The 25,444-nt window shown below is 40.8% G+C and carries 26 protein-coding genes and 3 pseudogenes; 24 read left to right on the top strand and 5 right to left on the bottom strand.

Annotated features, from left to right (window positions below):
- Nucleotides 1-53: 53 nt before the first annotated feature.
- Entirely contained in the window at nt 54-953 is a 900-nt protein-coding gene (locus BQ7997_RS01830; RefSeq protein ID WP_073342947.1) for a helix-turn-helix domain-containing protein, read from the bottom strand.
- Nucleotides 954-1,108: 155 nt separating this feature from the next.
- Here BQ7997_RS01830 and BQ7997_RS01825 point away from each other — a divergent pair, with 155 nt between their 5' ends.
- The gene (locus BQ7997_RS01825; protein ID WP_073342944.1) at nt 1,109-1,780 is read left to right on the top strand and encodes a YczE/YyaS/YitT family protein; all 672 of its coding nucleotides are present in this window, start codon (nt 1,109-1,111) and stop codon (nt 1,778-1,780) included.
- A 107-nt stretch (nt 1,781-1,887) separates the two neighbouring features.
- On the opposite strand, the gene BQ7997_RS01820 is transcribed toward BQ7997_RS01825, so the two are convergent.
- Nucleotides 1,888-3,645, bottom strand: coding sequence for a 1-deoxy-D-xylulose-5-phosphate synthase (locus BQ7997_RS01820; RefSeq protein WP_073342941.1), 1,758 nt, complete (start codon nt 3,643-3,645; stop codon nt 1,888-1,890).
- A gap of 180 nt (nt 3,646-3,825) precedes the next feature.
- Here BQ7997_RS01820 and BQ7997_RS01815 point away from each other — a divergent pair, with 180 nt between their 5' ends.
- Nucleotides 3,826-4,581 (top strand): class I SAM-dependent methyltransferase, encoded by a 756-nt coding sequence (locus BQ7997_RS01815; protein ID WP_073342939.1) that lies wholly within the window; start codon nt 3,826-3,828, stop codon nt 4,579-4,581.
- A gap of 57 nt (nt 4,582-4,638) precedes the next feature.
- Here the strand turns inward: BQ7997_RS01815 and BQ7997_RS25825 are convergent.
- Nucleotides 4,639-4,806, bottom strand: a pseudogene (locus BQ7997_RS25825) (AraC family transcriptional regulator); the annotation flags it as partial.
- Between the two features lie 185 nt (nt 4,807-4,991).
- On the opposite strand from BQ7997_RS25825, the gene BQ7997_RS25995 reads away from it, so the two are divergent.
- The 8 genes from BQ7997_RS25995 to BQ7997_RS01775 all read left to right on the top strand — a co-directional run bounded on the left by BQ7997_RS25995 (nt 4,992) and on the right by BQ7997_RS01775 (nt 12,442).
- A complete protein-coding gene (locus BQ7997_RS25995; protein WP_022138625.1) occupies nt 4,992-5,126 on the top strand; it encodes a hypothetical protein in 135 nt (44 codons plus the stop codon).
- A gap of 63 nt (nt 5,127-5,189) precedes the next feature.
- Nucleotides 5,190-6,053 carry a DUF3737 family protein gene (locus BQ7997_RS01805; protein WP_073342936.1) on the top strand — a complete coding sequence of 288 codons (864 nt, stop codon included), beginning with the start codon at nt 5,190-5,192 and terminating at the stop codon, nt 6,051-6,053.
- Nucleotides 6,054-6,056: 3 nt separating this feature from the next.
- Nucleotides 6,057-7,214, top strand: a complete 1,158-nt coding sequence (locus BQ7997_RS01800) for a MalY/PatB family protein (RefSeq protein ID WP_073342934.1) — start codon at nt 6,057-6,059, stop codon at nt 7,212-7,214.
- Nucleotides 7,215-7,291: 77 nt separating this feature from the next.
- Complete coding sequence (locus BQ7997_RS01795; RefSeq protein WP_073343527.1) at nt 7,292-8,494, top strand: cupin domain-containing carboxymuconolactone decarboxylase family protein; 1,203 nt, start codon at nt 7,292-7,294, stop codon at nt 8,492-8,494.
- Nucleotides 8,495-9,069: 575 nt separating this feature from the next.
- A complete protein-coding gene (locus tag BQ7997_RS01790; RefSeq protein ID WP_022138621.1) occupies nt 9,070-10,197 on the top strand; it encodes an OmpA family protein in 1,128 nt (375 codons plus the stop codon).
- A gap of 56 nt (nt 10,198-10,253) precedes the next feature.
- The gene (locus BQ7997_RS01785; RefSeq protein ID WP_022138620.1) at nt 10,254-10,769 is read left to right on the top strand and encodes a hypothetical protein; all 516 of its coding nucleotides are present in this window, start codon (nt 10,254-10,256) and stop codon (nt 10,767-10,769) included.
- A 152-nt stretch (nt 10,770-10,921) separates the two neighbouring features.
- A complete protein-coding gene (locus BQ7997_RS01780) occupies nt 10,922-11,878 on the top strand; it encodes a manganese catalase family protein (protein ID WP_073342931.1) in 957 nt (318 codons plus the stop codon).
- Between the two features lie 261 nt (nt 11,879-12,139).
- Complete coding sequence (locus tag BQ7997_RS01775) at nt 12,140-12,442, top strand: hypothetical protein (RefSeq protein WP_044656635.1); 303 nt, start codon at nt 12,140-12,142, stop codon at nt 12,440-12,442.
- Nucleotides 12,443-12,526: 84 nt separating this feature from the next.
- On the opposite strand, the gene BQ7997_RS01770 is transcribed toward BQ7997_RS01775, so the two are convergent.
- The gene (locus BQ7997_RS01770) at nt 12,527-12,793 is read right to left on the bottom strand and encodes a hypothetical protein (protein WP_022138616.1); all 267 of its coding nucleotides are present in this window, start codon (nt 12,791-12,793) and stop codon (nt 12,527-12,529) included.
- Nucleotides 12,794-13,053: 260 nt separating this feature from the next.
- Between BQ7997_RS01770 and BQ7997_RS01765 the strand changes: the two genes are divergently transcribed.
- The gene (locus BQ7997_RS01765; RefSeq protein WP_022138615.1) at nt 13,054-13,314 is read left to right on the top strand and encodes a GlsB/YeaQ/YmgE family stress response membrane protein; all 261 of its coding nucleotides are present in this window, start codon (nt 13,054-13,056) and stop codon (nt 13,312-13,314) included.
- 30 nt (nt 13,315-13,344) lie between these two features.
- A complete protein-coding gene (locus tag BQ7997_RS01760; protein WP_022138614.1) occupies nt 13,345-13,641 on the top strand; it encodes a YtxH domain-containing protein in 297 nt (98 codons plus the stop codon).
- A 335-nt stretch (nt 13,642-13,976) separates the two neighbouring features.
- Here the strand turns inward: BQ7997_RS01760 and BQ7997_RS01750 are convergent, their stop codons facing one another.
- Nucleotides 13,977-14,909 (bottom strand): YihY/virulence factor BrkB family protein, encoded by a 933-nt coding sequence (locus BQ7997_RS01750; protein WP_022138612.1) that lies wholly within the window; start codon nt 14,907-14,909, stop codon nt 13,977-13,979.
- A 187-nt stretch (nt 14,910-15,096) separates the two neighbouring features.
- Here BQ7997_RS01750 and BQ7997_RS01745 point away from each other — a divergent pair, with 187 nt between their 5' ends.
- From BQ7997_RS01745 to BQ7997_RS25820, 12 genes and pseudogenes are all read left to right on the top strand, one after another.
- Entirely contained in the window at nt 15,097-15,288 is a 192-nt protein-coding gene (locus BQ7997_RS01745; RefSeq protein WP_022138611.1) for a hypothetical protein, read from the top strand.
- 155 nt (nt 15,289-15,443) lie between these two features.
- Nucleotides 15,444-16,577, top strand: coding sequence for an OmpA family protein (locus BQ7997_RS01740; protein ID WP_195408632.1), 1,134 nt, complete (start codon nt 15,444-15,446; stop codon nt 16,575-16,577).
- A 203-nt stretch (nt 16,578-16,780) separates the two neighbouring features.
- Entirely contained in the window at nt 16,781-17,854 is a 1,074-nt protein-coding gene (locus BQ7997_RS01735; RefSeq protein ID WP_073343524.1) for an STM4015 family protein, read from the top strand.
- 5 nt (nt 17,855-17,859) lie between these two features.
- Nucleotides 17,860-18,870: an STM4014 family protein gene (locus tag BQ7997_RS01730; RefSeq protein WP_073342928.1), complete on the top strand. Its 1,011-nt coding sequence runs from the start codon at nt 17,860-17,862 to the stop codon at nt 18,868-18,870.
- Nucleotides 18,857-19,711, top strand: coding sequence for an STM4013/SEN3800 family hydrolase (locus BQ7997_RS01725; protein ID WP_073342925.1), 855 nt, complete (start codon nt 18,857-18,859; stop codon nt 19,709-19,711). The genes BQ7997_RS01730 and BQ7997_RS01725 overlap by 14 nt, the downstream gene beginning before the upstream one ends.
- Entirely contained in the window at nt 19,708-20,982 is a 1,275-nt protein-coding gene (locus tag BQ7997_RS01720) for an STM4012 family radical SAM protein (RefSeq protein WP_073342922.1), read from the top strand. Before BQ7997_RS01725 ends, BQ7997_RS01720 begins: the two co-directional genes overlap by 4 nt.
- 33 nt (nt 20,983-21,015) lie before the next feature.
- Complete coding sequence (locus BQ7997_RS01715; RefSeq protein ID WP_073343522.1) at nt 21,016-22,563, top strand: STM4011 family radical SAM protein; 1,548 nt, start codon at nt 21,016-21,018, stop codon at nt 22,561-22,563.
- A gap of 94 nt (nt 22,564-22,657) precedes the next feature.
- Nucleotides 22,658-23,221, top strand: coding sequence for a Crp/Fnr family transcriptional regulator (locus tag BQ7997_RS01710; protein WP_073343519.1), 564 nt, complete (start codon nt 22,658-22,660; stop codon nt 23,219-23,221).
- Nucleotides 23,222-23,308: 87 nt separating this feature from the next.
- Nucleotides 23,309-23,635: a DMT family transporter gene (locus BQ7997_RS01705; protein WP_073343516.1), complete on the top strand. Its 327-nt coding sequence runs from the start codon at nt 23,309-23,311 to the stop codon at nt 23,633-23,635.
- Nucleotides 23,636-23,865: 230 nt separating this feature from the next.
- Nucleotides 23,866-25,230: an MATE family efflux transporter gene (locus BQ7997_RS01700; RefSeq protein WP_073342919.1), complete on the top strand. Its 1,365-nt coding sequence runs from the start codon at nt 23,866-23,868 to the stop codon at nt 25,228-25,230.
- Nucleotides 25,231-25,270: 40 nt separating this feature from the next.
- A pseudogene (locus BQ7997_RS26205) lies at nt 25,271-25,336 on the top strand (Crp/Fnr family transcriptional regulator); the annotation flags it as partial.
- A gap of 1 nt (nt 25,337) precedes the next feature.
- Nucleotides 25,338-25,424 (top strand): annotated as a pseudogene (locus tag BQ7997_RS25820) (Crp/Fnr family transcriptional regulator); the annotation flags it as partial.
- Nucleotides 25,425-25,444: the final 20 nt, after the last annotated feature.

Below are 25,444 nucleotides of genomic sequence, written 5' to 3'. Positions count from 1 at the left end.
AGGAATCATTTTCCTGCTTTTTTGTCCGTTCGACCCTTTATCCGCGATAATATTTATAGTTTTTCTTTGTAACATTCATTCCTGTAATTCAATGGGGTCTGCCCTGTATTCCTTTTGAAGAATTTGCAAAAACTGGCGGCATCACTAAAACATAGTTTGGAAGCAATTTCGCCAATTGTTGATTTTGTCGAATTTAATAACGTACGTGCTTCCATTACCAGTAATTCTGTGATGATACTATTGATGGTTTTACCTGTCCCTGTACGTACTATTCGTGCCAAGTATTGTTCGCTGATAGCCAGTTTGTCCGCATAAAAACTCACAAAATGTTCTTCTCTGAAATTAAGGGTAACAAGGGCATGAAACTCTTGCAAGACGTGGTCTTTGCGGCCGACTTCTTTTTTGATAATTGTCTTTCGGGAAAGAAAATCAGCTATATCCAGAAATAGGGCATTGCACGCCGCCTGTATCCGCCGGAAAAGGAAATGATGTTTGATATTCATCAGGTGCATCAGAACTTCCAGTTCCTTATGGATGATTCCGGCTTCATATTCCGTTAGTTGTATCGTATATTGCTTGTTCTGTCTCATCGTTGCCAGTAGCGTAGCCGTTATTTGAGTCAGATAAGAATCGTCCGTCCGCATGGATTCGGAGATGGAGAGAGTGATAAACTTAATATCCCGACTCGAATAAAGATGCTCCGTGAGATAATTTGCTCCATGAATAAGCAACATATTCGGCTCTATCGCAATAAACTCCCCATTCAGCAAAATCTCCGAACGGCCTTCAAGAACGAATATCATATACAGTTCCCGATTGAAATAACGTTCGTTATCAGGATAACTTCTGTCTTTATATTCACTCTGAAAGCAGACTACTTCCTCTTTATAATGAGGAATTTCAGGATGCTCCTTTAATAGCTGTGTATTGTCGAATATGCGGGATTTTACCATTTATACCTTCTTTTTCAAGACGTAAAAATACGATTTGTTTCGGATATGACAAAAACTGTATGGAATTAGATAATCTATTTTCTTCAAAAAAACGGGAACTTTGCATATTCTTTCCAATATATGAAAGAATCAAGATAAGGAGATTATAAAAAGATATGAAAATGAAAGATGTTTTTAAGAGGTATTCGGTGTTTGCTATCGGGCTATATTTTTTAGCGGCCGGTATTGTTCTGATTATACGTTCCGCATTGGGCACGACTCCTATATCCAGTATCAACTATGTGTTGAGCCTGAATAGTCCTTTATCATTGGGTACTTGTACTTTTATTATCAATATGATACTTATCTTGGGACAGTTCTGGTTAATCCGAAAGAATAAAACCCGGCAGGATATTATTGAAATTCTTCTTCAGATGCCTTTCTCTTTTCTATTTTCGACATTCATTGATTTCAATATGATGATGACAAGTGAACTGCGTCCTACCAACTATGGAATGTCAATAGCTTTATTACTAACAGGGTGTTTGGTACAGTCTATCGGGGTGGTTCTTGAACTCAAACCGAAGGTGGCTATGATGAGCGCGGAAGCATTCGTAAAATATGCATCCCGTCGTTATAATAAAGAGTTCGGGAAGTTTAAGGTGTATTTTGATGTGACTTTGGTTACTTTGGCAGTTATACTATCGCTCCTGTTAACTCAAGGTGTTCAAGGAGTACGTGAAGGCTCTCTTATCGCTGCTTGTATAACAGGCTATATCGTCAGCTTTCTGAATCAGAAGATAATGACGAGAAAGACACTTCATAAATTATTGCCTGTTTTGAAATAAAGAAAGGAAATAGGTCGATGCAATTGCCGTAACGGACAATGTGCATCGACCTGCATATATAATGAGCGGGTTTGATTCTAATCTTGACTTTAATCTTAACTTTAATCTTAACCGAGAACCGTCTTTATATCTTCCACAATCTGCTCATCTGTAAGATGATTGGCACGAAGCAACTCCTGTATATCAAAGCGGTCTACGAATTCTTTCTTAGCTCCGTAATTTATCACTTTCATATCACTGGCTCCATAATACCGGGCAATCTTTTCACCGAAACCACCATCCAGTACGCCATCTTCCAGTGTAATCACTAATTGATGGTCGGCTTTCAGCTCGTTCATAAGTTCAGTGTCTACCCCTGTGATATAACGAGGATTAATCAACGTTGCATCAATACCCGTTTTTTCTTTCAGTAATGACAGAACCGACTGTCCCAATCCATAGAAAGATCCCAAAGCTACAATGGCTACTTTCGACCCACGATGGGTAATCTTATAACGATTCAGAACATTATAATCGGATTCAACAGGTTCACCGCAACTTATCACATCTGTTGCCGGCACGCGGATAGCAACCGGATGCTCATTCTGACTGATGCTCCATTCAAGCATCGCAAGATATTCTTCCTTGCAGGTCGGCGCCAAATAGACCATATTAGGGATATTGCTGATAAGCGGAATATCGAAGAAGCAGAGATGCGTCACATCATTCATGCCGGACAATGTACCCCAAAATACCAGTAAGACAGCCGGATTATTATTAATACAAAGGTCTTGCGAAAGTTGGTCGTAGGAACGTTGGATAAATGTACTATACACTCCATAGACCGGCTTTCCGCCCGCCTTGGCGATGCCCGAAGCAAGTGCTACCGCATGTTCTTCGGCAATGCCGACATCTACAAACTGCTTTCCTGCTTCTTGACGGCGGTCGGGTGTAAATCCGAGAACCGCAGGAGTACCCGAGGTGATTGTCACCACACGAGAGTCCTCTTTCATCTTCTTCAGCAGGTATTGGGCGGTTACTTCACTGTAATCATCTCCCTCGTCATTGATTTTCGCTTCTCCGGTTTCTATATTGAAAGGAACACGCCAGTGGTAAGTCTCCTTATTTTGTTCGGCACGTGCGTAGCCTTTGCCTTTCAGGGTATTAATGTGCACTACTATCGGATGCTGGATATCTTTCACTTTGGAGAAAGCCTCAATCAATGCTTCCACATTGTTTCCGTCGTTCACATACATATAATCCAGTCCCATAGCCTTGAAGAAATTGCACTCACATTGCCCGTTGCTGTCGCGCAGTTCCTTTAGATTCTTATACAGCCCACCATGATTCTCTGCAATAGACATCTGATTATCATTGACAATAATAATCAGGTTTGTACCAAGCTCCGCCACATAGTCCAATCCTTCGAACGCCTCGCCGCCACTTAAAGAACCGTCACCTATCACAGCTATAATATTTTCATTGCCACCGGTCAGGTCGCGTCCTTTCGCTAACCCGCTGGCCAGACTGACGGAAGTGGAGGTATGACCGATAATAAAGAAGTCATGCTCACTTTCCTGTGGCTCGGAATAACCGGACACATTGTCATACTCGGCCGGATAGAGGAAAGCATCTTTCCGTCCGGTCAGCATCTTATGCACATAACTCTGATGAGATACATCAAATACAATTTTGTCTTCCGGTGAATTAAATACATAATGTAAAGCGATAGTCGCTTCCACCATTCCGAAATTAGGCCCGAAATGCCCGCCGTGTTCACTCAACTTTTGAAGGAGTGATACACGGATTTCATTACTTAAATTATTGAGTTCATTAAACGATAACTTCTTTACATCTGCGGGAGAGTAAATATTTTCTAAATACATATCAATTTGTTTTTTTACGTTTATACCTATTATCTTTATCACACTGCAAAGATACTGCTGATTTTAAATTCGGTTTGTATACAGATTACGGATTATTTTACCTATATTACCGACCTTGGAAAATAGGACTGACAATAAACATAAAAATAGTAGATAATATATATTGGAGGACAACATATAATGAATAGTGATTATAAAGTGGGCGATTTAATTTATGATGCCAATATTTATGATGCAATGAATACCAACCTGGATGATTTGTACTTTTATAAGCGATGGCTGCCGGAAAACAGGGATACACGGATACTTGAACTTTGTTGTGGTACAGGCAGGCTTACTCTTCCCATTGCAAAGGAAGGATACAATATTGCTGGAATTGATTATACCCCTTCAATGCTTGCCCAGGCAAAGAGTAAAGCTTCTGAAGCAGGATTAGAAATAAGTTTTATAGAGGCAGACATCAGAACTTTGAATTTGCCGGAAAAATACGACTTTATCTTTATTCCATTTAATTCGATTCATCATTTATATAAGAATGAAGATTTATTTAAGGTATTTAATATAGTTAAGAGTCATCTCAAAGACAACGGCTTATTTCTGTTTGATTGTTTTAATCCGAATATCCAATATATAGTTGAAGGTGAAAAGGAACAGAAAGAAATTGCTGCATATACAACTGGTGATGGCAGGGAAGTCTTGATAAAGCAGACCATGAGATATGAAAATAAAACTCAGATAAACCGTATCGAATGGCATTATTTTATCAATGGTGAGTTCGATTCTATTCAAAATCTGGATATGAGAATGTTCTTCCCTCAAGAGTTAGATTCATATTTGGAATGGAGTGGTTTTCATATTCTTCATAAGTATGGTGGATTTGAAGAAGAAACATTTAATGATAATTCGGCAAAGCAGATATTTGTTTGCCAATGCTAGTTCGGATATTGAGGCTCTGTTGAGTCTGGCTTCAATATTTTCTCTTTTATGTAAAAATCTGGTTTCTTTCAAGAAAAGTGCGTAAAGACCATAATTCATTTGGATATGGTTAACAGATTTAGTCGCTTTGGTCAGCTCAACGATACTGACTAGCGGATGCAATGTCTCACGTCCGTATAAGTTGTTATATGGGTCTACATTCTCTAATTTTATAACTTTCTCCATAGTTGTTTTTATTTGAACCGTAAGAAGATACGCATAAAAAATTTATCTTCATAGAGGGGAAATGACGAATCTGTAATTCGGGTAATAATGTCAGTAATTCATCTACAAACAATCTCTTAATTTCACCGTAATTTTGCAGTGTAGAAAGTAGACAATCAATTCTTTAATTATTAAAAACAAGAGATATGAAACGGATCTTATTATTAACGACTGTATTTATTATGATGCTCGGAACTAGTTTTTCTTCTGCACAGACAGATGCGGACAACTTTTATGAAAGTGATTTGGCAAGCTGGAATCTTTCTTCAAGGAATATCTGAAGAAATAGTGATAACAGGAAATGTAAATGTGACTTTTGAAATAACAGACTAAAAAATAAACTAATGGAACAAATAAGAAATCAAGAATACGGAGGCGAACGTCCTCTGTTTGCAACCCACGACCTTCAACTGGAAGATGTAACGATTCACGCCGGTGAATCCGCACTGAAAGAATGTAGTAACATTATAGCAATCAACTGTCGCTTTGAAGGAAAATATCCCTTTTGGCATACCAATGGATTTATAGTGAAGAACTGTCTCTTTACAGAAGGCGCCCGTGCTGCACTATGGTATTCCCAAAGTCTGCAAATGGCGGATACCTTGGTGGAAGCCCCGAAGATGTTTCGCGAAATGAACGGGATAAAACTCGAAAATGTACAGTTGCTCAACGCTTTGGAAACATTTTGGTATTGTCGTAATATAGACTTGAAGAACGTGCAGATAGACAAGGCGGATTATCTGTTCATACATAGCGAGAATATCAATATCCAAAACTACGCCCAAAACGGAAACTATTCATTCCAGTACTGTAAGAACGTGGAAATCCGTAATGCGGTTATCAACTCCAAAGATGCATTCTGGAATACGGAGAATGTAACTGTCTATGATTCCGAACTGAATGGGGAATATCTAGGCTGGCATTCTAAAAACTTACGTCTGGTGAATTGCAGGATTTCGGGCACACAGCCACTTTGCTATGCGCATGACCTGGTCATGGAAAACTGTACAATGGCAGATGACGCTGACCTCGCTTTCGAACACAGTAGTGTGAAAGCAACGATTAAGAGTCCGGTTCACAGCGTGAAGAATCCCCGTACGGGGAGCATTATTGCCGAAAGTTTCGGGACAATCATCCTGGACGAGAATCTCAAAGCACCGGGAAATTGTGAATTGAAACTTTGGGACGAACTGACTTGTTTTGATTGAAATATGAAGTACAACTTCGATGAAATAATTCCACGCCGAGGTACGAACTCCTATAAATGGGATTCTGCCGGAGATGCAGGTATATTGCCGATGTGGGTGGCCGATATGGATTTCCGTACGGCTCCCCCTGTTGTGGAAGCGTTGAGGAAACGGGCGGAGCATGGTATCTTCGGATATGTCCGTGTACCGGATGCATACTACGCGGCGGTGACAAACTGGTTTGCAAGGCGGCATGACTGGCAGATAGAAAAAGGATGGATTATTTATACCACGGGAGTAGTACCGGCATTGTCTGCTGTCATTAAGGCACTGACAGTCCCCGGAGATAAAGTAATGGTGCAGACACCCGTATATAACTGCTTTTTCTCCTCTATCCGCAATAACGGATGCGGAATGATTGCCAATCCGCTGATTTATAGAAATGGAACCTATCAGATAGATTTTGCGGATTTGGAACAAAAAGCTGCCGACCCAAGCGTAAAGGTTCTATTGTTATGCAATCCGCACAATCCTGCCGGAAGGGTATGGACAAAACAGGAACTTACCCGTATCGGTGACATCTGTATCCGAAATAATGTGTGGGTAATAGCAGATGAAATCCACTGCGAACTTGTCTTTCCGGGACACACCTATATCCCCTTTGCTTCTATCTCACAAGAATTCTTGATGCACTCCGTCACTTGCACCTCGCCCAGTAAAGCCTTTAACCTGGCAGGGCTTCAGATTGCCAATATCATTTCTGCCGATACGGATATACGGATGAAAATAGATAAAGCAATCAATGTCAATGAGGTTTGTGATGTGAACCCATTCGGGGTGGAAGCGTTAATGGCAGCCTATAACGACAGTGAGGAATGGTTGGAAGAGCTGAAACAATACTTGTTCGCCAATTACAATTATTTGAGGGCATACTTCGCAGAATGTCTTCCTGAATTTCCAGTGTCGATGTTGGAAGGCACTTATCTGGTTTGGGTGGACTGTTCAGTACTGAATCAGTCATCGGATGAGACAGTGAAAACCTTGTTGGAGAAAGAAAAACTTTGGGTGAACGAGGGCGGCTTGTACGGAGAGGCTGGTGAAGGATTTATCCGCATCAACATCGCTTGTCCGCGACAGCAGTTGATAGAAGGATTAAACAGGTTGAGGCGGGCTTTGAAATAATAAAATAATTGTCAATTTATTGAGAGTTCTTTTGAACTCTTCGTGAGTATGAATAAAAAGAATAATAGACTATGAACATGAAGAGATTAATTGTTACTTTAGTAGTTGCATTAATAACGTTTTTCGGATATAATTCATTAAATGCACAGAATATGAAAAAAGAAGAAGTACCCCAAAACATCAGCGCATTTCCGATAGGAGAGGAGAATGTAGGATTCAAACAATATTTCACAGGAGAATCCTGGTTGGCGCGGTTGACTAATAACAAAGACTTGAATGTCCCCATGTCCAACGTTACTTTTGAACCCGGTTGCCGCAATAACTGGCACAGCCATACGGGCGGACAAATCCTGATTACCGTAGGAGGCGTAGGATATTATCAGGAACGTGGCAAAGCGTCACGCCGCTTGCTTCCTGGTGATGTGGTTGAAATCGCTCCGAACGTAGAACATTGGCACGGTGCCGCCCCCGATAGCTGGTTCTCGCATCTGGCTATCGAATGTAATCCGCAGACCAACAAGAATACATGGCTGGAACGTGTGAGCGACCAACAATATGCCGAAGCTACAAAAGACAACGTGGCAACCGGACTAAAAGCTACCGACCCCGAGCTGGACGGAATATTTAGTAATTTTACAAAAGAAGTGCAGGAGTATGGTGACTTGGATACTAAAACCCGCCTTATGGTAACCTTGGCGTCCAATATTGCTTCGCAGGCACAGGCTGAATACCGTATCACACTCGAAAACGCCCTAAATGAAGGTATTACCCCGATAGAAGTGAAGGAAATCCTTTATCAGGCAGCAGCTTATGCAGGAATGGCTAAGGTGAGAGATTTTATCGGTCTTACTAATGGTATATTGCTTGCCCGTGGCGCACACCTTCCCTTAGCGGGACAATCGGTTGTATCATCCGAAACCCGTTTCGACAAAGGGCTGGAGTTACAGAAATCTATTTTCGGTGAACGGATAGAACAGATGCATAAGAACGCTCCCGAGAATCAGAAGCATATCCAGCGTTATCTCTCCGCCAATTGCTTCGGAGACTACCAGACACGTAGTGGGCTGAATGTGAAGACACGCGAACTGGTTACGTTCTCAATTTTAGTTTCCTTAGGCGGCTGTGAATCGCAAGTAAAAGGACACATACAAGGAAATGTCAACGTAGGGAATAACAAAGATATGTTACTGACTGTTGTCACACAACTGTTGCCCTATATCGGCTATCCGCGTACACTCAATGCCATAGCCTGCCTGAATGAGGTGATTCCGGAAAAATAATAAGTTTGAGTGAGATTAGTATACCAAATGTGAATTGGGAAATGTTATTTTTAGTGATTTGCATATTTTAATATTGTCCTATTTTTAATATTTGCTTATAATATTATAATCACTGTTTTGATTCAGAAAAGGCATATTTATGATTGGTAGAGAATAAATATGCCTTTTTGTGTGTATGTATATTGATTATTTATACAGCCTGATTATTAGTAAAAGAGGCTTTATTTAAGGATGAGCTGCTTTTTTAGTGAGGAATGTGTTGTATGTGTAATTGCTTTTAATTCTTATAGTTGAGTAGTTTAGAATGTCGCTTCCTAATAGTAATTACTATTTGCTGTTTATTGTTTAGTAACTGACAATACTCTCCACTCCTTTATCTGATTTTGATTTATTTTTATAGACTTTTCTAATAAATATGCATAAGTATTCTGCTTTTCAATAAATGGTGTATTCTTTCGATTTTTTGAAATCAAATATATGTTAATGTGAAATACATATTACGAACTAATTTTTTTTAGGATATGTTGTTTTCGTGTAGATGATAAACAAAACGTCACATTTAATTATATTCAATTATGAAAAAGTCTATTATTTTATTAGCTTGCGTATTGGGCGCATTTTCAGCGAATGCCCAAACAGTTATTGAAAGTACTAAATTTACGGATAATTGGTCGGTGGGAATCAATGCCGGTGCAGTGACTCCCCTTACTCATAGTGCTTTCTTTAAAAGTATGCGTCCTGCTTTTGGAGTAGGATTCTCGAAACAGTTGACTCCTAATTTCGGTTTGGGATTCCAGGGAATGGGGTATGTGAATACAACCCAAAGTAAAACTGCTTTTGACGCTTCTGATGTAAGTCTATTGGGTAAAGTGAATCTGATGAATCTTTTCGGCACTTATCTTGGTTCTCCGCGTGTATTTGAAATTGAAGCAGTGGCCGGTGTAGGGTGGTTGCACTATTATGCGAGCGGCGACGGTGACGAAAATTCATGGTCTACCCGTTTCGGGATGAACTTTAATTTCAATATGGGCGAATCCAAAGCATGGACGATTGGTATCAGACCTGCTATCGTGTATGATATGCAGGGGGATTACAATCAGGCAAAAAGCCGTTTCAATGCCAACAATGCTGCTTTCGAAATCACTGCGGGATTGACATATCATTTTGCAACGAGCAATGGAACCCATTACTTCAATAAGGTGAGAGTCTACAATCAAGCTGAAATTGACGACTTGAATTCTTCTATAAATGCGCTTCGCGGACAAGTGGATACCAGAGATAGCGAGTTGAATACTGCTAACCAAAGAATCAACGGACTTCAACAGGAACTGAATGACTGTCGTACTAAAGTAGTTCCGGCAGAAACAGTAGTCAAGACAGCCCGCATCCCGGAATCTATCATCACTTTCAGACAAGGTCGTTCATCAGTAGATGCATCACAGTTGCCGAATGTGGAACGTGTAGCTTCTTATATGACTAAGCATCCGGAGACGAAAGTTATAATAAAAGGATATGCTTCTCCGGAAGGTAGTGCCGAACTTAATGCCAGACTGGCTGCTGCACGTGCAGAAGCTGTCAAGACAATTCTGGTTAAGAGATATAGGATAGCAGCAGATCGTGTAACTGCCGAAGGACAGGGAGTGGGCGATATGTTTACCGAACCGGATTGGAACCGTGTAAGTATCTGTACTATTGAAGAATAACAGGAAACGAGAGTTTTGTTTTAGATGAAATATATTATTAACTAAATGCCTTGATTATGAAAAAGTTTTTATTATTGATTTTGGTTGCAATGACTGCTTTCGGAGTGAATGCTCAAACTAGAAAAGGTGAGGGGGCTTTAATGGGAAGTCTTGGTTACCAGACTAATTACGAGAGATTCGGTTTACAAGCGCAGGGACGCTATGTGATAGCCAATAATCTTAGGATAGCTCCTGACCTCACATTCTTTTTCCCGAAAGACAAAGCAACGGGACTGGATGTGAATGTGAACTTCCATTATGTGTTCAATTTCAGTAAGGATGGACAAGGATTTTCCGTTTATCCTCTTGCGGGAATTGGTATGCAGAACAATTTCTATGGAAAGCAGGACGTCGAGGTCAATGGTGTGACCACTCAGGTGGATAGAAGTAACTCAACCAAGTTTGCTTTTAATCTTGGAGGCGGTATTACATTACCTTTGTCAGAACGTAGCTTTTTAAACGCGGAAGCGAAATTTATGTTTGCCGAGGATGACAATGTCGTTATCATGTTAGGTTATGGTTATAAATTCTGATTCTTGTTGTATGCCGGACGGTATTTATGCTATCCGGCATATTTTTTCTGACGATGTCGCATTAAAAGAGTGCGTGAACATATAAAATAACATGTTATAAATATAGATGTACATCTTAATCAACCTGAATTATTAACTTAAAAAAATCGATTATGTTTTACCATGTAAAAGATTTGCAGTTTAATGCCCGCGTCTCCAGGCCGGATCCGCGTTTCGCACGTATATTGCTTGAGGCATTCGGTGGTGCTAATGGAGAATTAACTTCAGCCATGCAATATTTTGTACAGGCTTTCAGTTGTCATAATCCGTTCCCGGATAAGTATGACATGCTTATGGACATTGCCACGGAAGAACTGGCACATCTTGAAATAGTGGGTGCTACTATTCAGATGCTTCTCGGACCGGTAAACGGTGAGATGAAGGATGCCGCAGAGACAATGGATATTCGCAAGCTGATGGATGGCAAGTCCGCTAAGGAAGAATTTATCCAGCAAGCGTTTACAAATCCGCAATGTGTGGTAGTTGCCCCCGGGAGTCCTATGTTGACAGACAGTAATGGAAATCCATGGTGTGGAAGTTTTGTATCTGCCAATGCGGAACTTACAGTAGACCTTCAGTCCAATATGGCAAACGAATGTCGCGCCAAGATTGGTTATGAAAATCTTCTGAAGTTTACGGAAGATCCGTCGGTAAGAGAAACTCTTATTTTCCTTATGACTCGTGAAGTTACTCACTTCCAACAGTTCGAGGCAGCTCTGAACACCATTCAGCCGAACTTCCCGCCTGCAGTACTGCAAACTTCACCGAAATATAGCAACCTTTACTTTAATCTGTCAAAAGGTGAAGAGTTCCGTGGTCCATGGAATGAAGGTGAAAGCTCAAGACTGAAAGAAGAATGGCAGTATATTGACGAGCCACTGGAAGAAGTGAGAAGGACAAACGGGCTGGTAGACAGAAAACCTGAAGGAACGGAACGTACCGAAAAGCAAGTTGCCCAAATAGACGAACAGTTGTCTGAAGAACGCAGCAATGAAGTGCTTTCGGCAACTCCTGAAAAGGAACTGATGTGGTGTGATTATCAGAAATCAGAAAAAGGCAGCAAAAAATAAATGGCTGCATATAATCTATTTTTTAACTTTTAATTTTTTGTGTTATGAATAAGAAAACTGAAAAAAAACAGGAAGCAAAGAGTGCCAAAAAGGAAACTCAGGCTAAAGAAAGTAAATCTGCAACTTCCAGCAAGAAGTCAGATAAGAAGTAATGCTTTAGATTCTTAAATCAAGTTCATGTTTTTTCCGGCGGAAGATGTTCGGAATATCTTTCGCCGGAATTTTTAATTCTATTTTATGAAATAACTAATTTGAGAGAATATGGAAACAAGAAAAATATTGTTCGCAGTTTTGGCGTTGATATGTACTGTGTCTTTGGCTATAACTTCTTGCAATGATAAAAAAACGCAGGATAAGGTTAGCAACCGGATTGAGAATGCAAAGGAATCTGCTGACAGAGCGCTTGATAAGGCTTCAGATAAAATAGAAGCAGGAGCGGATAGCGTAAAAGAAGCTTGGAAAGAAACCAAAGAAGAAGTAAAGGATGGGGCGCATAAAGCTAAGAAGGAAATAAAGGAAGGTTATAATAATGCCAAAAAAGAAGTGAAAAAGACACTTGATTGATCTTTGTTGAAATATGTTTCATACATCGGAAGCATAGTATTTCCATTATTTACCTTCAGAAAGGACAGTGTCTATCCTGTCCTTTCATCTATCAGTTTCCAGTTTGTATAACTCTAATTTGTATTGATTCAGATACCAGCAATTCCCGTCACATATTTTCTTGGTCAATGTTCCGAAGAAGGAACGGGTCATGCATCTGTTGCCAAACAGATTGTTGCAACGTAGTCTGTATGCTTCGATAGCCAGTGCCCTTTCTGCCATACGTCCTTTGGTGTATGCGTCCGAGCACATCTTATGTATGTTCTCATACTCGGTTTGACCTGTAAGAAATAAATTATCGCAATTTTTCATATTCCGGTATTTTTAATGTTTTATATTTAGTAAAACATATTGTGGAATACGGAGGTTTAATTTGAGCTTTTAATCATTCTTAATATTGCTCGTAATGTTGCTAAAATATGATAAATGCAAAATATGTGTTAAAAGATAGGATTGAATTGGAACTAAATGACACTAAAAGTCGTTTTTAAATAAAATGAAAATCTTATTATAACTGGAGAAAACAGTAAACCCTTTTTTGAAATTTATATATAAACCTAAATTCTTTAATTATGAGTGTAATTTGGTACATTATCATTGGAATTGTTGCCGGTTTTTTGGCCGGTAAGATTATGAGAGGAGGAGGCTTCGGCCTTTTGATTAATCTGATTGTAGGTATTATCGGTGGTCTTTTGGGCGGCTGGGTATTTGGTTTACTAGGTATCGCTGCCGGCGGTATTCTGGGTAGTCTTATAACTTCGGTTGTGGGTGCTGTGTTGCTATTATGGATTTTATCCTTGTTTAGAAAACACCCCAGAAGCGAAGAACTCTGATTTATTAACTTTTAAAACTTAAACTTCATTATGGAAAGTGGAAAATCTAATTTTCTTATCGGACTGGGAGTCGGTTCGGTAATTGGTGCGCTGGTCTATCGTTTCTGGCATTCACCTAAAGGGAAGTGTGTGAAAGAAAAAGTAAATCATGCATTTCAGAAAGTAACCGGAGACAGTGTTAATTTGATTGATACGGTAAATGACAAGGTATTGGATGCCGGAACAAAAGTGGCTGACAAGGTAGCTGACGGAACCTTTTATGTTGCCGAAAAAGCGGATGATGTAAGAGATAAAGTCCATGCTATGGCAGATAAGGCTAAGAAATAGTTAGGGTTTTGTTGTTCTGCAATGGGAGGATAGTGTAAGTGAAAGCTATTCTCCCCTTTTACTAAAACAAATTTATTATGAAAACTAATAATTTCAATTTATGGCTTCGGCTGACAGTAGGTTCAGCTATTGGTGCAATTATATATCATTTCTCATCAGGTAGGAAGACTGAGAAATTGAGAAAAATGGTACGTATGAGAAACCAGATAAAAGAAAGTGAGAATAAGGGCGAGATATATACACTCTCGGCCAATGCCAGAAGATAAGCTGCTTGTTTGTTTGCCTGTCACCAGTTTCAGATAGATAATAATTACTACTGAAACTGGTGCTTGAAGTTAATTGACTGGTTTGTTCTCTTCACGTATTTCAATGACTCTGGTTGCCACGGCATATTCGTCCGGAAAAATCTTCCCGCCTAACTCGTTCGCCCACGCTTTCGTAAATTCCGCTCCTGTATATATGATAATGGCTGAATAATAAATCCATGTGATGAAAATAGCCATAAACGCCGCCGCTCCATATACGGTTTCTATATTTGCAAATCCGATATAAAAGGATATTCCCCATTGTCCGATTAATAATAACACGGTGGTGACAAGTGCTCCTATAAATACATCTTTGCTTTTGATTTTCGCATCCGGCAATATCTTGAATATGAGGGTGAATATAACAGTGGTTACACCTATATTAATAATCATTCCTATCGTTTTCACCAAAGATTCTGCTACATCCGGATTGTTGGTGATGAATTTGTTGCTTATATCTGTGATGAGATTGGTAATGGTAAAGGTGATGAGCAGGATAAAAGCGAAAGCAAGGATGACCGAGAAAGATAGCAATCTGTTTATGATATATTTAAGCCAACTCTTCTTGGGGACGGCTTTTATTCCCCAAATGGTATTTAGGGAACTTTGTATTTCTGCGAAAACAGTCGTAGCCCCGAAAATGGTGACACCTATGCTGATTATTGTGGCAAATGAGAATGAATCGGTTGTCTCTGCATTTTCCATAATTGCTTGAAGCGCATCAATCACTTTAGAGCCGACAATAGGTTCCAGTTGGGCGTATAACTGATTGGTGAAATCTACATTGAGTAATACTCCGATAGTAACGAGGAGTGAGAGCAGGGGGATGATTGAGAACAGGGTTGCATAAGCCAGTGACGCACTCAATCTCATGACATTGTCATCAATAAATCCTTGAAAAGTGTCTTTTACTATTTTAATGGATACAGACAACTTTTTCTTGTTTTGGGTTAAGATTTTCATTGGCATTTTCTTTATTCTAACGAACATAATAATTTATTTGTTCGGGCATTATATGGAAAATCTATCAATAGTGTCCGCATTCCTGATTTTTTTGTTAAAAGACAAATCTCAAGAAACCAACATGTGCTTTTGTTGTTTATATATTGAAATGTGATTTTCAAACTATTATTAATCAAATTGTACTGTTATGGTTGGATTTGTAATTTGGGTAGTGGGCTTGGTGCTCACTATTAAGGCGGCTTTGGAAATAGGACGCCTTTATGCACCCTGGGAAAAGAAGTTATTGGCTATTGTACTGATTCTTCTTACCAGTTGGATAGGGTTGTTTTTCTATTATTTCTATGCTAGAAGCCGTATGGCGGGTTGGCTAAGTGAATAGTTGTTAATTACCCTATAGGCGTATGAACTAATTTTTTATACGATATGTTGTTTAGTGTGAATAACAAACTTAATTATGAACTAAAAAGTTAGGCATGGAACACATAAAAACATTTCTAATGGTTTAGCATGCAAAACATTACAGTTTAAAAAAAAATGATTATGAAGAAATCTATTATTTTATTAGCTTTTGTATTGGGCGCATTTACTGCAAATGCCCAATCAGTAGTAGAAGGTACAAAGTTTACAGACAACTGGTCTGTTGAAGTAAATGCAGGAGCAATCACTCCTCTCACTCACAGCGCTTTCTTTAAGAGTATGCGTCCCGCTTTCGGAGTTGGATTCTCGAAACAATTGACTCCTATCTTCGGTTTGGGATTTCAGGGAATGGGATATATCAATACCACCCAGAGTAAAACGGCTTTCGATGCTTCGGATGTCAGCTTATTGGGTAAGGTAAATTTGATGAACCTGTTTGCAAGTTATCAAGGGCAGCCTCGTTTGTTTGAGGTAGAGGCAGTAGCCGGAATGGGATGGTTACATTATTATGTAAATGGTGACGGTGACGAAAATTCATGGTCTACCCGCTTCGGATTAAATTTCAATTTTAATCTCGGTGAATCAAAAGCGTGGACATTGGGAATCAAACCTGCTATCGTATATGATATGCAAGGTGATTATAACGAAGCGAAGAGCCGTTTCAACGCCAATAATGCAGCTTTTGAATTGACAGCCGGATTGACTTACCACTTCAAGACAAGTAACGGAACACACCACTTTGCTAAAGTGAGAGTTTACAATCAGGCGGAAATCGACGGTTTGAATTCTTCAATCAATGCTCTTCGTTCCGAAGTGAACAATAAGGATGGTGAATTGAACACTGCCAACCAACAAATCAACGGATTACAGAAAGACTTGGAAGAATGTCGCACAAAAGTAGTTCCTGTTGAAACAGTAGTAAAAACTGCCCGTGTACCTGAATCTATCATTACTTTCAGACAAGGCCGTTCATCTGTTGACGCTTCACAGCTTCCTAACGTGGAACGCGTAGCTTCTTATATGAAGAAATATCCTGAAACGAAAGTTGTGATTAAGGGATATGCTTCTCCTGAAGGTAGTGTGGAAGTCAATGCAAGAATTGCTGCTGCACGTGCTGAAGCTGTCAAGACTATCTTAGTCAATAAATACAGAATCAGTGCCTCTCGTATTACCGCTGAAGGGCAGGGTGTAGGCGATATGTTCACCGAACCGGATTGGAACCGTGTAAGTATATGTACTATTGAAGATTAAGTAGATATATTAAGATAGAATAATGGGGGCTGCTCTTTCCAAGGGCAGCCCTTGTTGTATAATTGTGAATAGATTCTTCCTGAATTACATGAAAGTTTAGCATGCGATTTCTTTGTACATAACATAAAATGGCTATTTTTGCAGACATTGTTTATGCAGGTTCAAAACTGAACGTGCAAATATCAACCATTAAAAACTGTATTATGAAGAGAGTATTCGTATTTCAAGACTTTAAGTCGCAGAAATTTTGGAGTATAGATGTAGTCGGGACAGACGTTACTGTAAATTATGGTAAACTGGGAACTGACGGACAAACACAAGTGAAGAACTTCGCAACTACCGAAGAAGCCGAAAAAGCTGCCAATAAGCTGATAGCTGAAAAGACAAAGAAAGGTTATGTGGAGACAGCGGAAGAAACAGCACGCGAAATGAAGGTGGAAGCTAAGAAATTTGCGCTAAGCTACGATGAATATGATAATGGTGTTAATCTCTTGGATAAGATTTTGAAAGACAAGCACCTGTCTGACTATAAACAGATTACTATCGGTTGCTGGAATTACGAGTGTGAGGATTGCTCGGAATTACTGGAAGGAATGCTCGAACATAAAGATAAGTTTGCGCAAATAGAAGGACTGTTTTGGGGGGATATTGAACAGGAAGAACAGGAGGTTTCCTGGATTGAGCAGACAGACCTTAGTCCGTTGCTCGATGCCATGCCCAAATTGAAGGACTTGAAGATAAAAGGAACGAATAACCTGCGCCTGGGACAGACCTCACGTCCGGAATTGCGTTCACTGGAAATTATCAGCGGCGGTCTTCCTACCGAAGTCGTGGAAGATATTATAGCTTCCGATTTTCCTAATCTGGAAAAGTTGATTCTGTATGTAGGTGTCGAAGATTATGGATTCGAAGGCGATATAGAGATATTCCGCCCGTTATTCTCCAAAGAACGTTTCCCTAAACTAACTTATTTGGGACTTGTCAACTCCGAAGAACAGGACAATATTGTAGAGATGTTCCTGCAATCGGATATTCTTCCCCAATTGGAAACCATGGATATTTCTGCCGGCACTCTTAAAGATGAAGGCGCTCAACTCTTACTGGATAATTTGGATAAGATTTCTCATCTGAAATTTATTGATATGAGCTATAATTACCTGAGTAAGGACATGAAGAAGAAATTGCAGGCTCTTCCTATGAAGATAGATGTTTCCGATACTCAGGATGCGGACGAGGATGATGATGAAGTATACTATTACCCGATGATTACAGAGTAAGGGGAATGCAGATAATCGTTGTCAGCAACTCTCTGTCCAAACGTATCGAATACTTTGTCGAAGCAGGCAGACACTTGCAGACAGAGATTCGTTTTATGACTTACGAAGAACTTTTTAACTGCTTGCCGTTGCTGCGGCAGGCAGTTATCAAACTGGAGCCTTGGGTAAGCAGTGAAACTGATTTTCTGAAATATGCTTTGTCAAATCAGGAATATAAGGAGACATTAAGACGTTTGGGTGGGATAAGACTATCTGGTGATGTGCATTTTTTGAATACTCCCCATGCATTATTGCGTGCTCTCGATAAGCGGGAAACCAAACGGGTACTATCGGATAGGGGACTGAAAGTGACTCCGATGTTACCTTCTCCACAGTCTTTCGATGAATTGCGGCAACTTCTAGCCGGTTGTAGCAGGGGATGTTTTCTGAAACCCCGTTATGGTTCGGGAGCGGGTGGCATTATGGCTGTCCGCTATCAGCCCGGCCGGAAGAAATGGGTGGTTTATACTACGCTGCAACAAGTGGACGGAGTGATTCATAATACCAAACGGATTCATCGTTTGAGTACGGAAAAAGAGATTGTCCCGTTGGCGGAAGCTGTGATACAAACGGAAGCCATATTGGAAGAATGGATTCCTAAAGAACAGTTGCAGGGAGAGAATTATGACCTTCGGGTAGTGTGCCGGGAAGCTGAAATAGATTATATAGTAGTGAGATGCAGTAAAGGAAGCATTACCAATCTGCATCTGAACAACAACGCACGTCTGTGGAGCGAATTGTCCTTATCGGAAGAAGTGCGACAACAGGTCTTTTATCAGTGCCGGGAAGCCGTCCAAACGTTGGATTTGCAATATGCCGGAGTAGACGTACTGATAGAAAGAGGAACAGATACACCTTATATAATAGAAGTCAACGGGCAAGGCGATCATGTTTACCAGGATATGTTTGACCATAATTCTATATATGCCCAACAAATAAGAACTATAAAAAAGAACTATAATCATGCAAATAGATGAACTACCGGCTGGAGAACAGAATCAATATCCGGATTTGGATATGAATCAGGTGGTGGGTACTCATGATATACTGATGCTTTGCTTTGATACTTTACGCTATGATGTCAGTAAGGAAGAAGAAGCTGCCGGACGAACGCCTGTGCTGAACAGTCACGGCGGAGAATGGGAAAAGCGGCACGCTCCGGGAAATTTCACGTATCCATCCCACTTTGCCATCTTTGCCGGGTTTCTGCCTTCTCCGGCGGAACCTCATTTGCTGCGAAGCCGTAAATGGTTGTTTTTCCCTGTGCAGGCAGGGACAGGACGTATCCCGCCCAAAGGAAGCTACCCCTTTACGGAAGCTACATTTGTGCAGAGCCTTGCCAATACCGGATATGAAACGATTTGCATAGGCGGTGTGAATTTCTTTAGTAAACGCAATGAGATGGGACGTGTATTCCCCGGCTATTTTACAAAAAGTTATTGGTTGCCTACCTTTGGCTGCACTGCCATTGACAGTACGGAAACTCAGATAGACTTTGCGCTCAGGAAACTTGAAAACTATCCTGCGGACAAACGGATTTTTATGTATATCAACTTCTCTGCCATCCATTACCCGAACTGTCATTATGTGAACGGTAAAGTGAAGGATGACAAAGAATCGCATGCCGCTGCGCTGCAATATATAGACGGCCAGTTGCCCCGTTTGTTTGAAGCTTTTCAGAAGCGGGCTGATACGTTGGCGATTGCCCTTTCCGACCACGGTACTTGTTATGGCGAGGATGGATATGAATATCATTGTATCTCCCACGAAACAGTTTACACAGTCCCTTACAAACACTTTATCTTACCGAAAAAATGAATCAACCGTTATCACGATATGTAGATTATATGTATAGCTATCCACATAAAACTGCTTATCGTCCTTTTTCGTCTCCGGTTTCGCTGCTTCCTTATCTGGAACAAGTGAAAGGGAGAAATGCTTCTCTTTATTTTCATATTCCTTTTTGCAGTCATAAATGTGGCTACTGCAATCTGTTTTCTCTGCAAACGAATCGTGGGGAATATATCACGGCTTATTTGAATACGCTTCGTAGGCAGGCACAACAATTGGCGCCACTCACTGCCGGACTGGCATTTGACAGTTTTGCTATCGGTGGTGGTACGCCATTACTTCTCACTGTTCCCCAACTGGAGTTTCTTTTGGATACTGCCGCATTATTTGGCGTGTATCTGTCCAATGCTTTCACTTCTATAGAAACGTCACCCGAATATGCTGATACGGCTCGTTTGAATTTATTAAAACAGGCAGGCGTAGCTCGTGTAAGTATTGGTATACAAAGTTTCCAGGATAAAGAACTGATAGCTTTGAAAAGACGTCCCCGACAGGATTCTATCTGCCAGGCGCTTAACGCTATTCAGAAAATGGACTTTCCATATTTTAATATTGACCTGATTTATGGAATCAAAGGACAAACTGTCGAAAGTTTCCTCTATTCATTGGAAAAAGCGCTCCGGTTCCAGCCGAACGAACTGTTTATTTATCCGCTATATGTGCGTCAAGGTACGGGTATTACCGAACGGGAACCGGATGATGTTTGTTTCCGAATGTATCGCGCTGCCTGCGAGTTATTGCAAGCAAAAGGCTTTCTGCAAACATCCATGCGGCGTTTTATTCATCATCCGTCCACTGACGCGGAAGTCTCATGTGGCGACGAAGTAATGCTTTCGTGCGGGTCGGGCGGACGCAGCTATTTGGGTGATTTACACTATGCCACCCGATATACTGTCTGTCAGCAATGCATTGCCCGCGAGATAGACGAATATATGGCAACCACTGACTTCACCGTAGCCCAGAACGGATTTATCCTTTCCGCAAAAGAACAACAGCAGCGTTTTATCATCAAGAATCTGATGTATTATACGGGGATTGACAAAGCTGAATATACCCGGCGTTTTGGAGAATCGCTTGACAGGATTCCGTTATTTCGCGAACTGGCGGAACAGCACTGGATAGAGGAAACTCCCGAATGTATCCGGCTGACTTCCGAAGGACTGGGTTATTCCGATTATATCGGTCAGTTATTTATCCCCTTGGGAATCAGACAACTAATGGAGACTTATTCTTACTGAATGAAAATTGAGTGAAATTAGAATGAAATGACAATGGAAAATGAAGGCTCGTTACTTTCCGTCCGACGTATTTACTATCGGGGCAAATTGAATAGTTGTAATTACACTTGTTCTTATTGTCCCTTCGGCAAGAAGTCTCATCCTACATCTACGACGCAGGACAAACAGGCATGGAACCGATTTATTACCGCTATTGAGCAATGGAAAGGAGAGTCTTTGCAACTATTTATCATTCCCTATGGGGAAGCACTCATACATCGGTATTACAGGGAAGGAATAATGCAGCTTGCGGCATTGCCGCAAGTTGCCGGAATTTCCTGTCAGACTAATCTTTCTTTTCCTGCCGACGAATGGCTGGATGAACTCCGGGCAACTCCGGCATTGAGAGGTAAGATAAAGATTTGGGCTAGCTTTCACCCGGAAATGACTTCGGTAGAGAAATTTGTCCGGCAACTTCATACGCTCCATAATGCAGCAATACAAGTCTGTGCCGGAGCTGTCGGCAATCCGTCGGTAAAAAATACACTTGCTGATTTGCGAGATGCTCTCATGCCGGATATTTATCTGTTTATTAATGCCATGCAGGGACTAAAGTCCCCGTTGAGCGATGAAGATATTCGTTTTTTCACTCAATTGGATAATCTTTTCAAGTATGATTTGCGAAACGCTCCGGCTCAATGGGAGAATTGTTCAGGGGGAAGAAGTGCTTGTTTCATTGACTGGAAAGGGGATATCTTTGCCTGTCCTAGAAGTAAGGTGAAGATAGGCAATCTTTATCAGAGTCAAAAAACGGGTCAGAATCAAAAGTTGGATACCTCGCTTCCTTGTCAGAGGAAAGTTTGTGATTGTTACATTGCTTTCAGTAATTTGACTAATCATCCTTTGCATGACATACTGGGCAAAGGTACATTTTGGCGGATACCGGATAAGTCCTTGATTACTGCCGTTTTTTTTGATGTGGACGGAACATTGACCGATGTACAAGGGAAAGTCCCGGAAAGTTATGCTAATACCTTACGATATATGGCGCAATCTGTCCCATTATATCTGGCTACTTCTTTATCTATGGAACAGGCACGGAGAAAATTAGGAAAGACTCTTTTTAGCCTGTTCAAAGGTGGAGCATTTGCAGACGGTGGATTATTGTTGTATGACGGGCAGAACCGATGTTTACCGGTTGAATTACTACCGGATGTAAACGGGGAATCCGCAAAGATAACGGCGTATAGCTATGAAGGCCAAGTCTATAAGTATAGCATGCTGGTTTATGAGAAAGAACAGAGGGAGAACATTCTTTCCCAGTTAAAAGCAAAACCTTATCAGGTATTTTATAAACCACCCCTTATCACAGTTGTACATAAAGAAGCCGGCAAAAAGAAAGGAGTGCTCCATATATGTAAAGTTTTAGCTTTCCCTCTGGAGCAAGTATTGATTGTCGGCAACTCGCAGAAAGATTGGGAAATGATGTCGGCAGTGCCCCATTCTTGTGCAGTGATGAATTCCGAACCGTTTTTGAAAGAACATGCCCGCTACACGTTGAATCCCGACCGCCTGCCTGCTTTCTTCCGTTTCCGGAAATAGAAAAACGGATAAAGTTATTGTATATCAATTTAAAGTGATTATTTTCGCAGCCTACGTTATCTAAAAAACGCATCGAAATAAAGAACCTATGGATATAGACATTTATGACATCATTGATAATATCTACAAACTGCCGCTTGCATCCAAGGAAGCCCTGTTGAATAAAGCAACGGAAGTAACCTATCCTAAAGGTTTTCATCTGTTTCTGGCAAACCGTAAAAGTTCCAAGTTCTATCTGATGAAAAAAGGAATGTTGCATGCATATACCTATAAATCGGACAAGAAAGTGACATTCTGGTTCGGAAAAGAGGGCGACGCTATTTTTCCTTTGCAGACCCTTTATAATAATCAGGCGGGATATGAGAATATAGAACTACTGGAAGACAGTGTGCTGTATGAATTGAGTGTCGATAAACTGCACGACCTCTATCTGGCAGACATACATATAGCCAACTGGGGACGGAAGTTTGCCGAAAGGGAGTGCATCAAATCAGAACAACTCTTTATATCGCGGCAGTTCAAGACCTCATTGGAACGGTATCAGGATTTGATTGCTGATTACCCGGACATACTTCAACGTGTACCATTAGGAATTATTTCTTCCTATTTAGGAATCTCCCAAGTTAGCCTAAGCAGAATCAGGGCGAAGATAAGATGATTTTTTATCAAATGTAAAATCCCTTTTTTACAAATGTAAAATAGAGGCTGCCGGAAATTCATGACCTTTGCAAATAAAAAAGATGTTATGAATTGGATTCTTTTGATTTTGGCAGGTTGCCTTGAGCTGGTGTTTACTTTCTGTCTGGGAAAGATAAACAGGGTATTCGGAATGGAGAAATATGTGTGGTCATTCGTACTCTTGGTATCCTTATGCGTGAGTATGCTGCTTCTGATAAAGGTGACCAAGACGTTGCCGGTCGGTACGGCTTATGTGATATGGACAGGCATCGGTGCGGCAGGCACGGTATTAATCGGCATTTTCTTCTTTAAAGAACCTGCAAGTGTGGGACGGTTGTTCTTTATCTTCACACTGATTTGCTCCATTATCGGGTTGAAATTGGTATCACATTGATACCCGATTGTATCCTGAAAAAATAAAGTACAGCTATAATTTGGTAGTTATGAAAACAAAGCCCATATTTGCAGCCCGAAAATAGGGACAGGCATAAAAATCCTCATCGGAGGGTGCTATAATAGATAATTATAGTGCTGGATAAGATGAATGGTGCAAATCATTCGCTTGTCCGGCACTATTTTTTTATTGTAACAATTTAAGATAAGAGGTAAAGTATCGAAGAAACTATGAAAGAGTTGAATTTGACACAAGGGAGCGTTCCGAAAGTATTGCTGCAATTTGCAGTACCTTTCCTTATTGCCAATGTACTTCAGGCACTTTATGGCGGGGCGGACTTGTTTGTAGTGGGGCAATATGATGATTCTGCCAGTGTGGCGGCTGTGGCTATCGGCAGCCAGGTGATGCAGACGATTACAGGTATCATCCTTGGTATTACGACGGGGACAACCGTATTGATTGCTATTGCTACCGGAGCAAAGGATAATAGGAAAGTGGCGTCTACAATCGGTTCTTCCGTATGGCTGTTTTCAATCGTAGGTGTTTTGCTGACTTTGGTCATGGTCGTGTTTCACGGGCAGATAGCCGAACTGATGCATACGCCTGCGGAAGCAATGGCTGATACGAAAAGTTATATTCTGGTATGTTCGGCAGGTATTTTATTCATTATTGGGTATAACGTAGTGTGTGGTATCCTGCGTGGACTGGGCGACTCTAAAACGCCGCTTTATTTTGTAGGACTGGCGTGTGTGATTAATATTGTCCTCGACTTTATCTTGGTCGGCTATTTCCATTTGGGGGCTACGGGAGCTGCATTGGCTACCATAACGGCACAGGGAGTGAGTTTTGTCATCTCGCTTTGGTTCTTATACCGGCATGGATTCCATTTCGAGTTTGCACGGAAGGATATCCGGCTTAACAAGAACTTATCCAAAAAGATTATGGTGTTGGGAGCACCCATTGCATTGCAGGACGCGTTAATCAATGTCTCATTCTTGATTATAACGGTCATTGTCAATCAAATGGGGGTTATTGCGTCGGCGTCTTTGGGTGTTGTGGAAAAAATAATCGTCTTTGCAATGCTACCGCCAATGGCGATATCATCGGCGGTGGCAACCATGACGGCGCAGAATTACGGTGCGGGACTGATACAGCGCATGAACAAATGCCTGGCTTCGGGCATTGGGATTGCTCTTGTTTTCGGTGTATCGGTTTGTGTGTATTCCCAATTACTGCCGGAGACGCTTACCGCATTCTTTTCCAAAGATGCGGCGGTAGTGGCAATGGCGGCGGAGTATTTGCGGGGGTATAGTATCGACTGTATCATTGTAAGTTTTGTGTTCTGCATCAATTCTTACTTCAGCGGACAGGGAAACTCATTGTTCCCGATGATTCACAGTCTGATAGCAACCTTCCTGTTCCGTATTCCGTTGTCGTACTGGTTTAGTCAGATAGACAGTTCCTCGTTGTTTCTCATGGGTTTTGCTCCGCCCTTGTCGACGGTGGTTTCGTTGTTGATTTGTATTTGGTATTTGCGATATAACCAAAAGAGAATGTACTCGAAAGGCACTGTAATGCCTGCTATATCGAATTAAGTATTTTCTAAGTGACATATATTAACTAAAATCAATTTGTATGGAAGCTTATTTGAAGAAACTCTATTTTGAGTATCAGGTGGAAGAAAAAGAAGTGAAAGAGCTGTTTATACAGAGTACCTCTGAAGTATATTACTCATTATTTGGGGGCTGATGTGACAAGCTTGGGGTATTTGGCGGGAAGCCAGAAATAAGAAAGCGTTTAGTTATTTAT

The sequence above is a fragment of the Bacteroides congonensis genome (genome assembly GCF_900130125.1).
Lineage (GTDB): Bacteria > Bacteroidota > Bacteroidia > Bacteroidales > Bacteroidaceae > Bacteroides > Bacteroides congonensis.
Note: the sequence above shows the minus strand (reverse complement) of the source record. Positions and strands in the feature narration are given on the sequence as shown.

Excerpts from the sequence above, each read along its gene's own strand:
- BQ7997_RS01830 (WP_073342947.1), bottom strand. The coding sequence starts at position 953 with ATGGTAAAATCCCGCATATTCGACAATACACAGCTATTAAAGGAGCAT.
- BQ7997_RS01825 (WP_073342944.1), top strand. The coding sequence starts at position 1,109 with ATGAAAATGAAAGATGTTTTTAAGAGGTATTCGGTGTTTGCTATCGGG.
- BQ7997_RS01820 (WP_073342941.1), bottom strand. The coding sequence starts at position 3,645 with ATGTATTTAGAAAATATTTACTCTCCCGCAGATGTAAAGAAGTTATCG.
- BQ7997_RS01815 (WP_073342939.1), top strand. The coding sequence starts at position 3,826 with ATGAATAGTGATTATAAAGTGGGCGATTTAATTTATGATGCCAATATT.
- BQ7997_RS25995 (WP_022138625.1), top strand. The coding sequence starts at position 4,992 with ATGAAACGGATCTTATTATTAACGACTGTATTTATTATGATGCTCGGA.
- BQ7997_RS01805 (WP_073342936.1), top strand. The coding sequence starts at position 5,190 with ATGGAACAAATAAGAAATCAAGAATACGGAGGCGAACGTCCTCTGTTT.
- BQ7997_RS01800 (WP_073342934.1), top strand. The coding sequence starts at position 6,057 with ATGAAGTACAACTTCGATGAAATAATTCCACGCCGAGGTACGAACTCC.
- BQ7997_RS01795 (WP_073343527.1), top strand. The coding sequence starts at position 7,292 with ATGAAGAGATTAATTGTTACTTTAGTAGTTGCATTAATAACGTTTTTC.
- BQ7997_RS01790 (WP_022138621.1), top strand. The coding sequence starts at position 9,070 with ATGAAAAAGTCTATTATTTTATTAGCTTGCGTATTGGGCGCATTTTCA.
- BQ7997_RS01785 (WP_022138620.1), top strand. The coding sequence starts at position 10,254 with ATGAAAAAGTTTTTATTATTGATTTTGGTTGCAATGACTGCTTTCGGA.
- BQ7997_RS01780 (WP_073342931.1), top strand. The coding sequence starts at position 10,922 with ATGTTTTACCATGTAAAAGATTTGCAGTTTAATGCCCGCGTCTCCAGG.
- BQ7997_RS01775 (WP_044656635.1), top strand. The coding sequence starts at position 12,140 with ATGGAAACAAGAAAAATATTGTTCGCAGTTTTGGCGTTGATATGTACT.
- BQ7997_RS01770 (WP_022138616.1), bottom strand. The coding sequence starts at position 12,793 with ATGAAAAATTGCGATAATTTATTTCTTACAGGTCAAACCGAGTATGAG.
- BQ7997_RS01765 (WP_022138615.1), top strand. The coding sequence starts at position 13,054 with ATGAGTGTAATTTGGTACATTATCATTGGAATTGTTGCCGGTTTTTTG.
- BQ7997_RS01760 (WP_022138614.1), top strand. The coding sequence starts at position 13,345 with ATGGAAAGTGGAAAATCTAATTTTCTTATCGGACTGGGAGTCGGTTCG.
- BQ7997_RS01750 (WP_022138612.1), bottom strand. The coding sequence starts at position 14,909 with ATGAAAATCTTAACCCAAAACAAGAAAAAGTTGTCTGTATCCATTAAA.
- BQ7997_RS01745 (WP_022138611.1), top strand. The coding sequence starts at position 15,097 with ATGGTTGGATTTGTAATTTGGGTAGTGGGCTTGGTGCTCACTATTAAG.
- BQ7997_RS01740 (WP_195408632.1), top strand. The coding sequence starts at position 15,444 with ATGATTATGAAGAAATCTATTATTTTATTAGCTTTTGTATTGGGCGCA.
- BQ7997_RS01735 (WP_073343524.1), top strand. The coding sequence starts at position 16,781 with ATGAAGAGAGTATTCGTATTTCAAGACTTTAAGTCGCAGAAATTTTGG.
- BQ7997_RS01730 (WP_073342928.1), top strand. The coding sequence starts at position 17,860 with ATGCAGATAATCGTTGTCAGCAACTCTCTGTCCAAACGTATCGAATAC.
- BQ7997_RS01725 (WP_073342925.1), top strand. The coding sequence starts at position 18,857 with ATGCAAATAGATGAACTACCGGCTGGAGAACAGAATCAATATCCGGAT.
- BQ7997_RS01720 (WP_073342922.1), top strand. The coding sequence starts at position 19,708 with ATGAATCAACCGTTATCACGATATGTAGATTATATGTATAGCTATCCA.
- BQ7997_RS01715 (WP_073343522.1), top strand. The coding sequence starts at position 21,016 with ATGGAAAATGAAGGCTCGTTACTTTCCGTCCGACGTATTTACTATCGG.
- BQ7997_RS01705 (WP_073343516.1), top strand. The coding sequence starts at position 23,309 with ATGAATTGGATTCTTTTGATTTTGGCAGGTTGCCTTGAGCTGGTGTTT.
- BQ7997_RS01700 (WP_073342919.1), top strand. The coding sequence starts at position 23,866 with ATGAAAGAGTTGAATTTGACACAAGGGAGCGTTCCGAAAGTATTGCTG.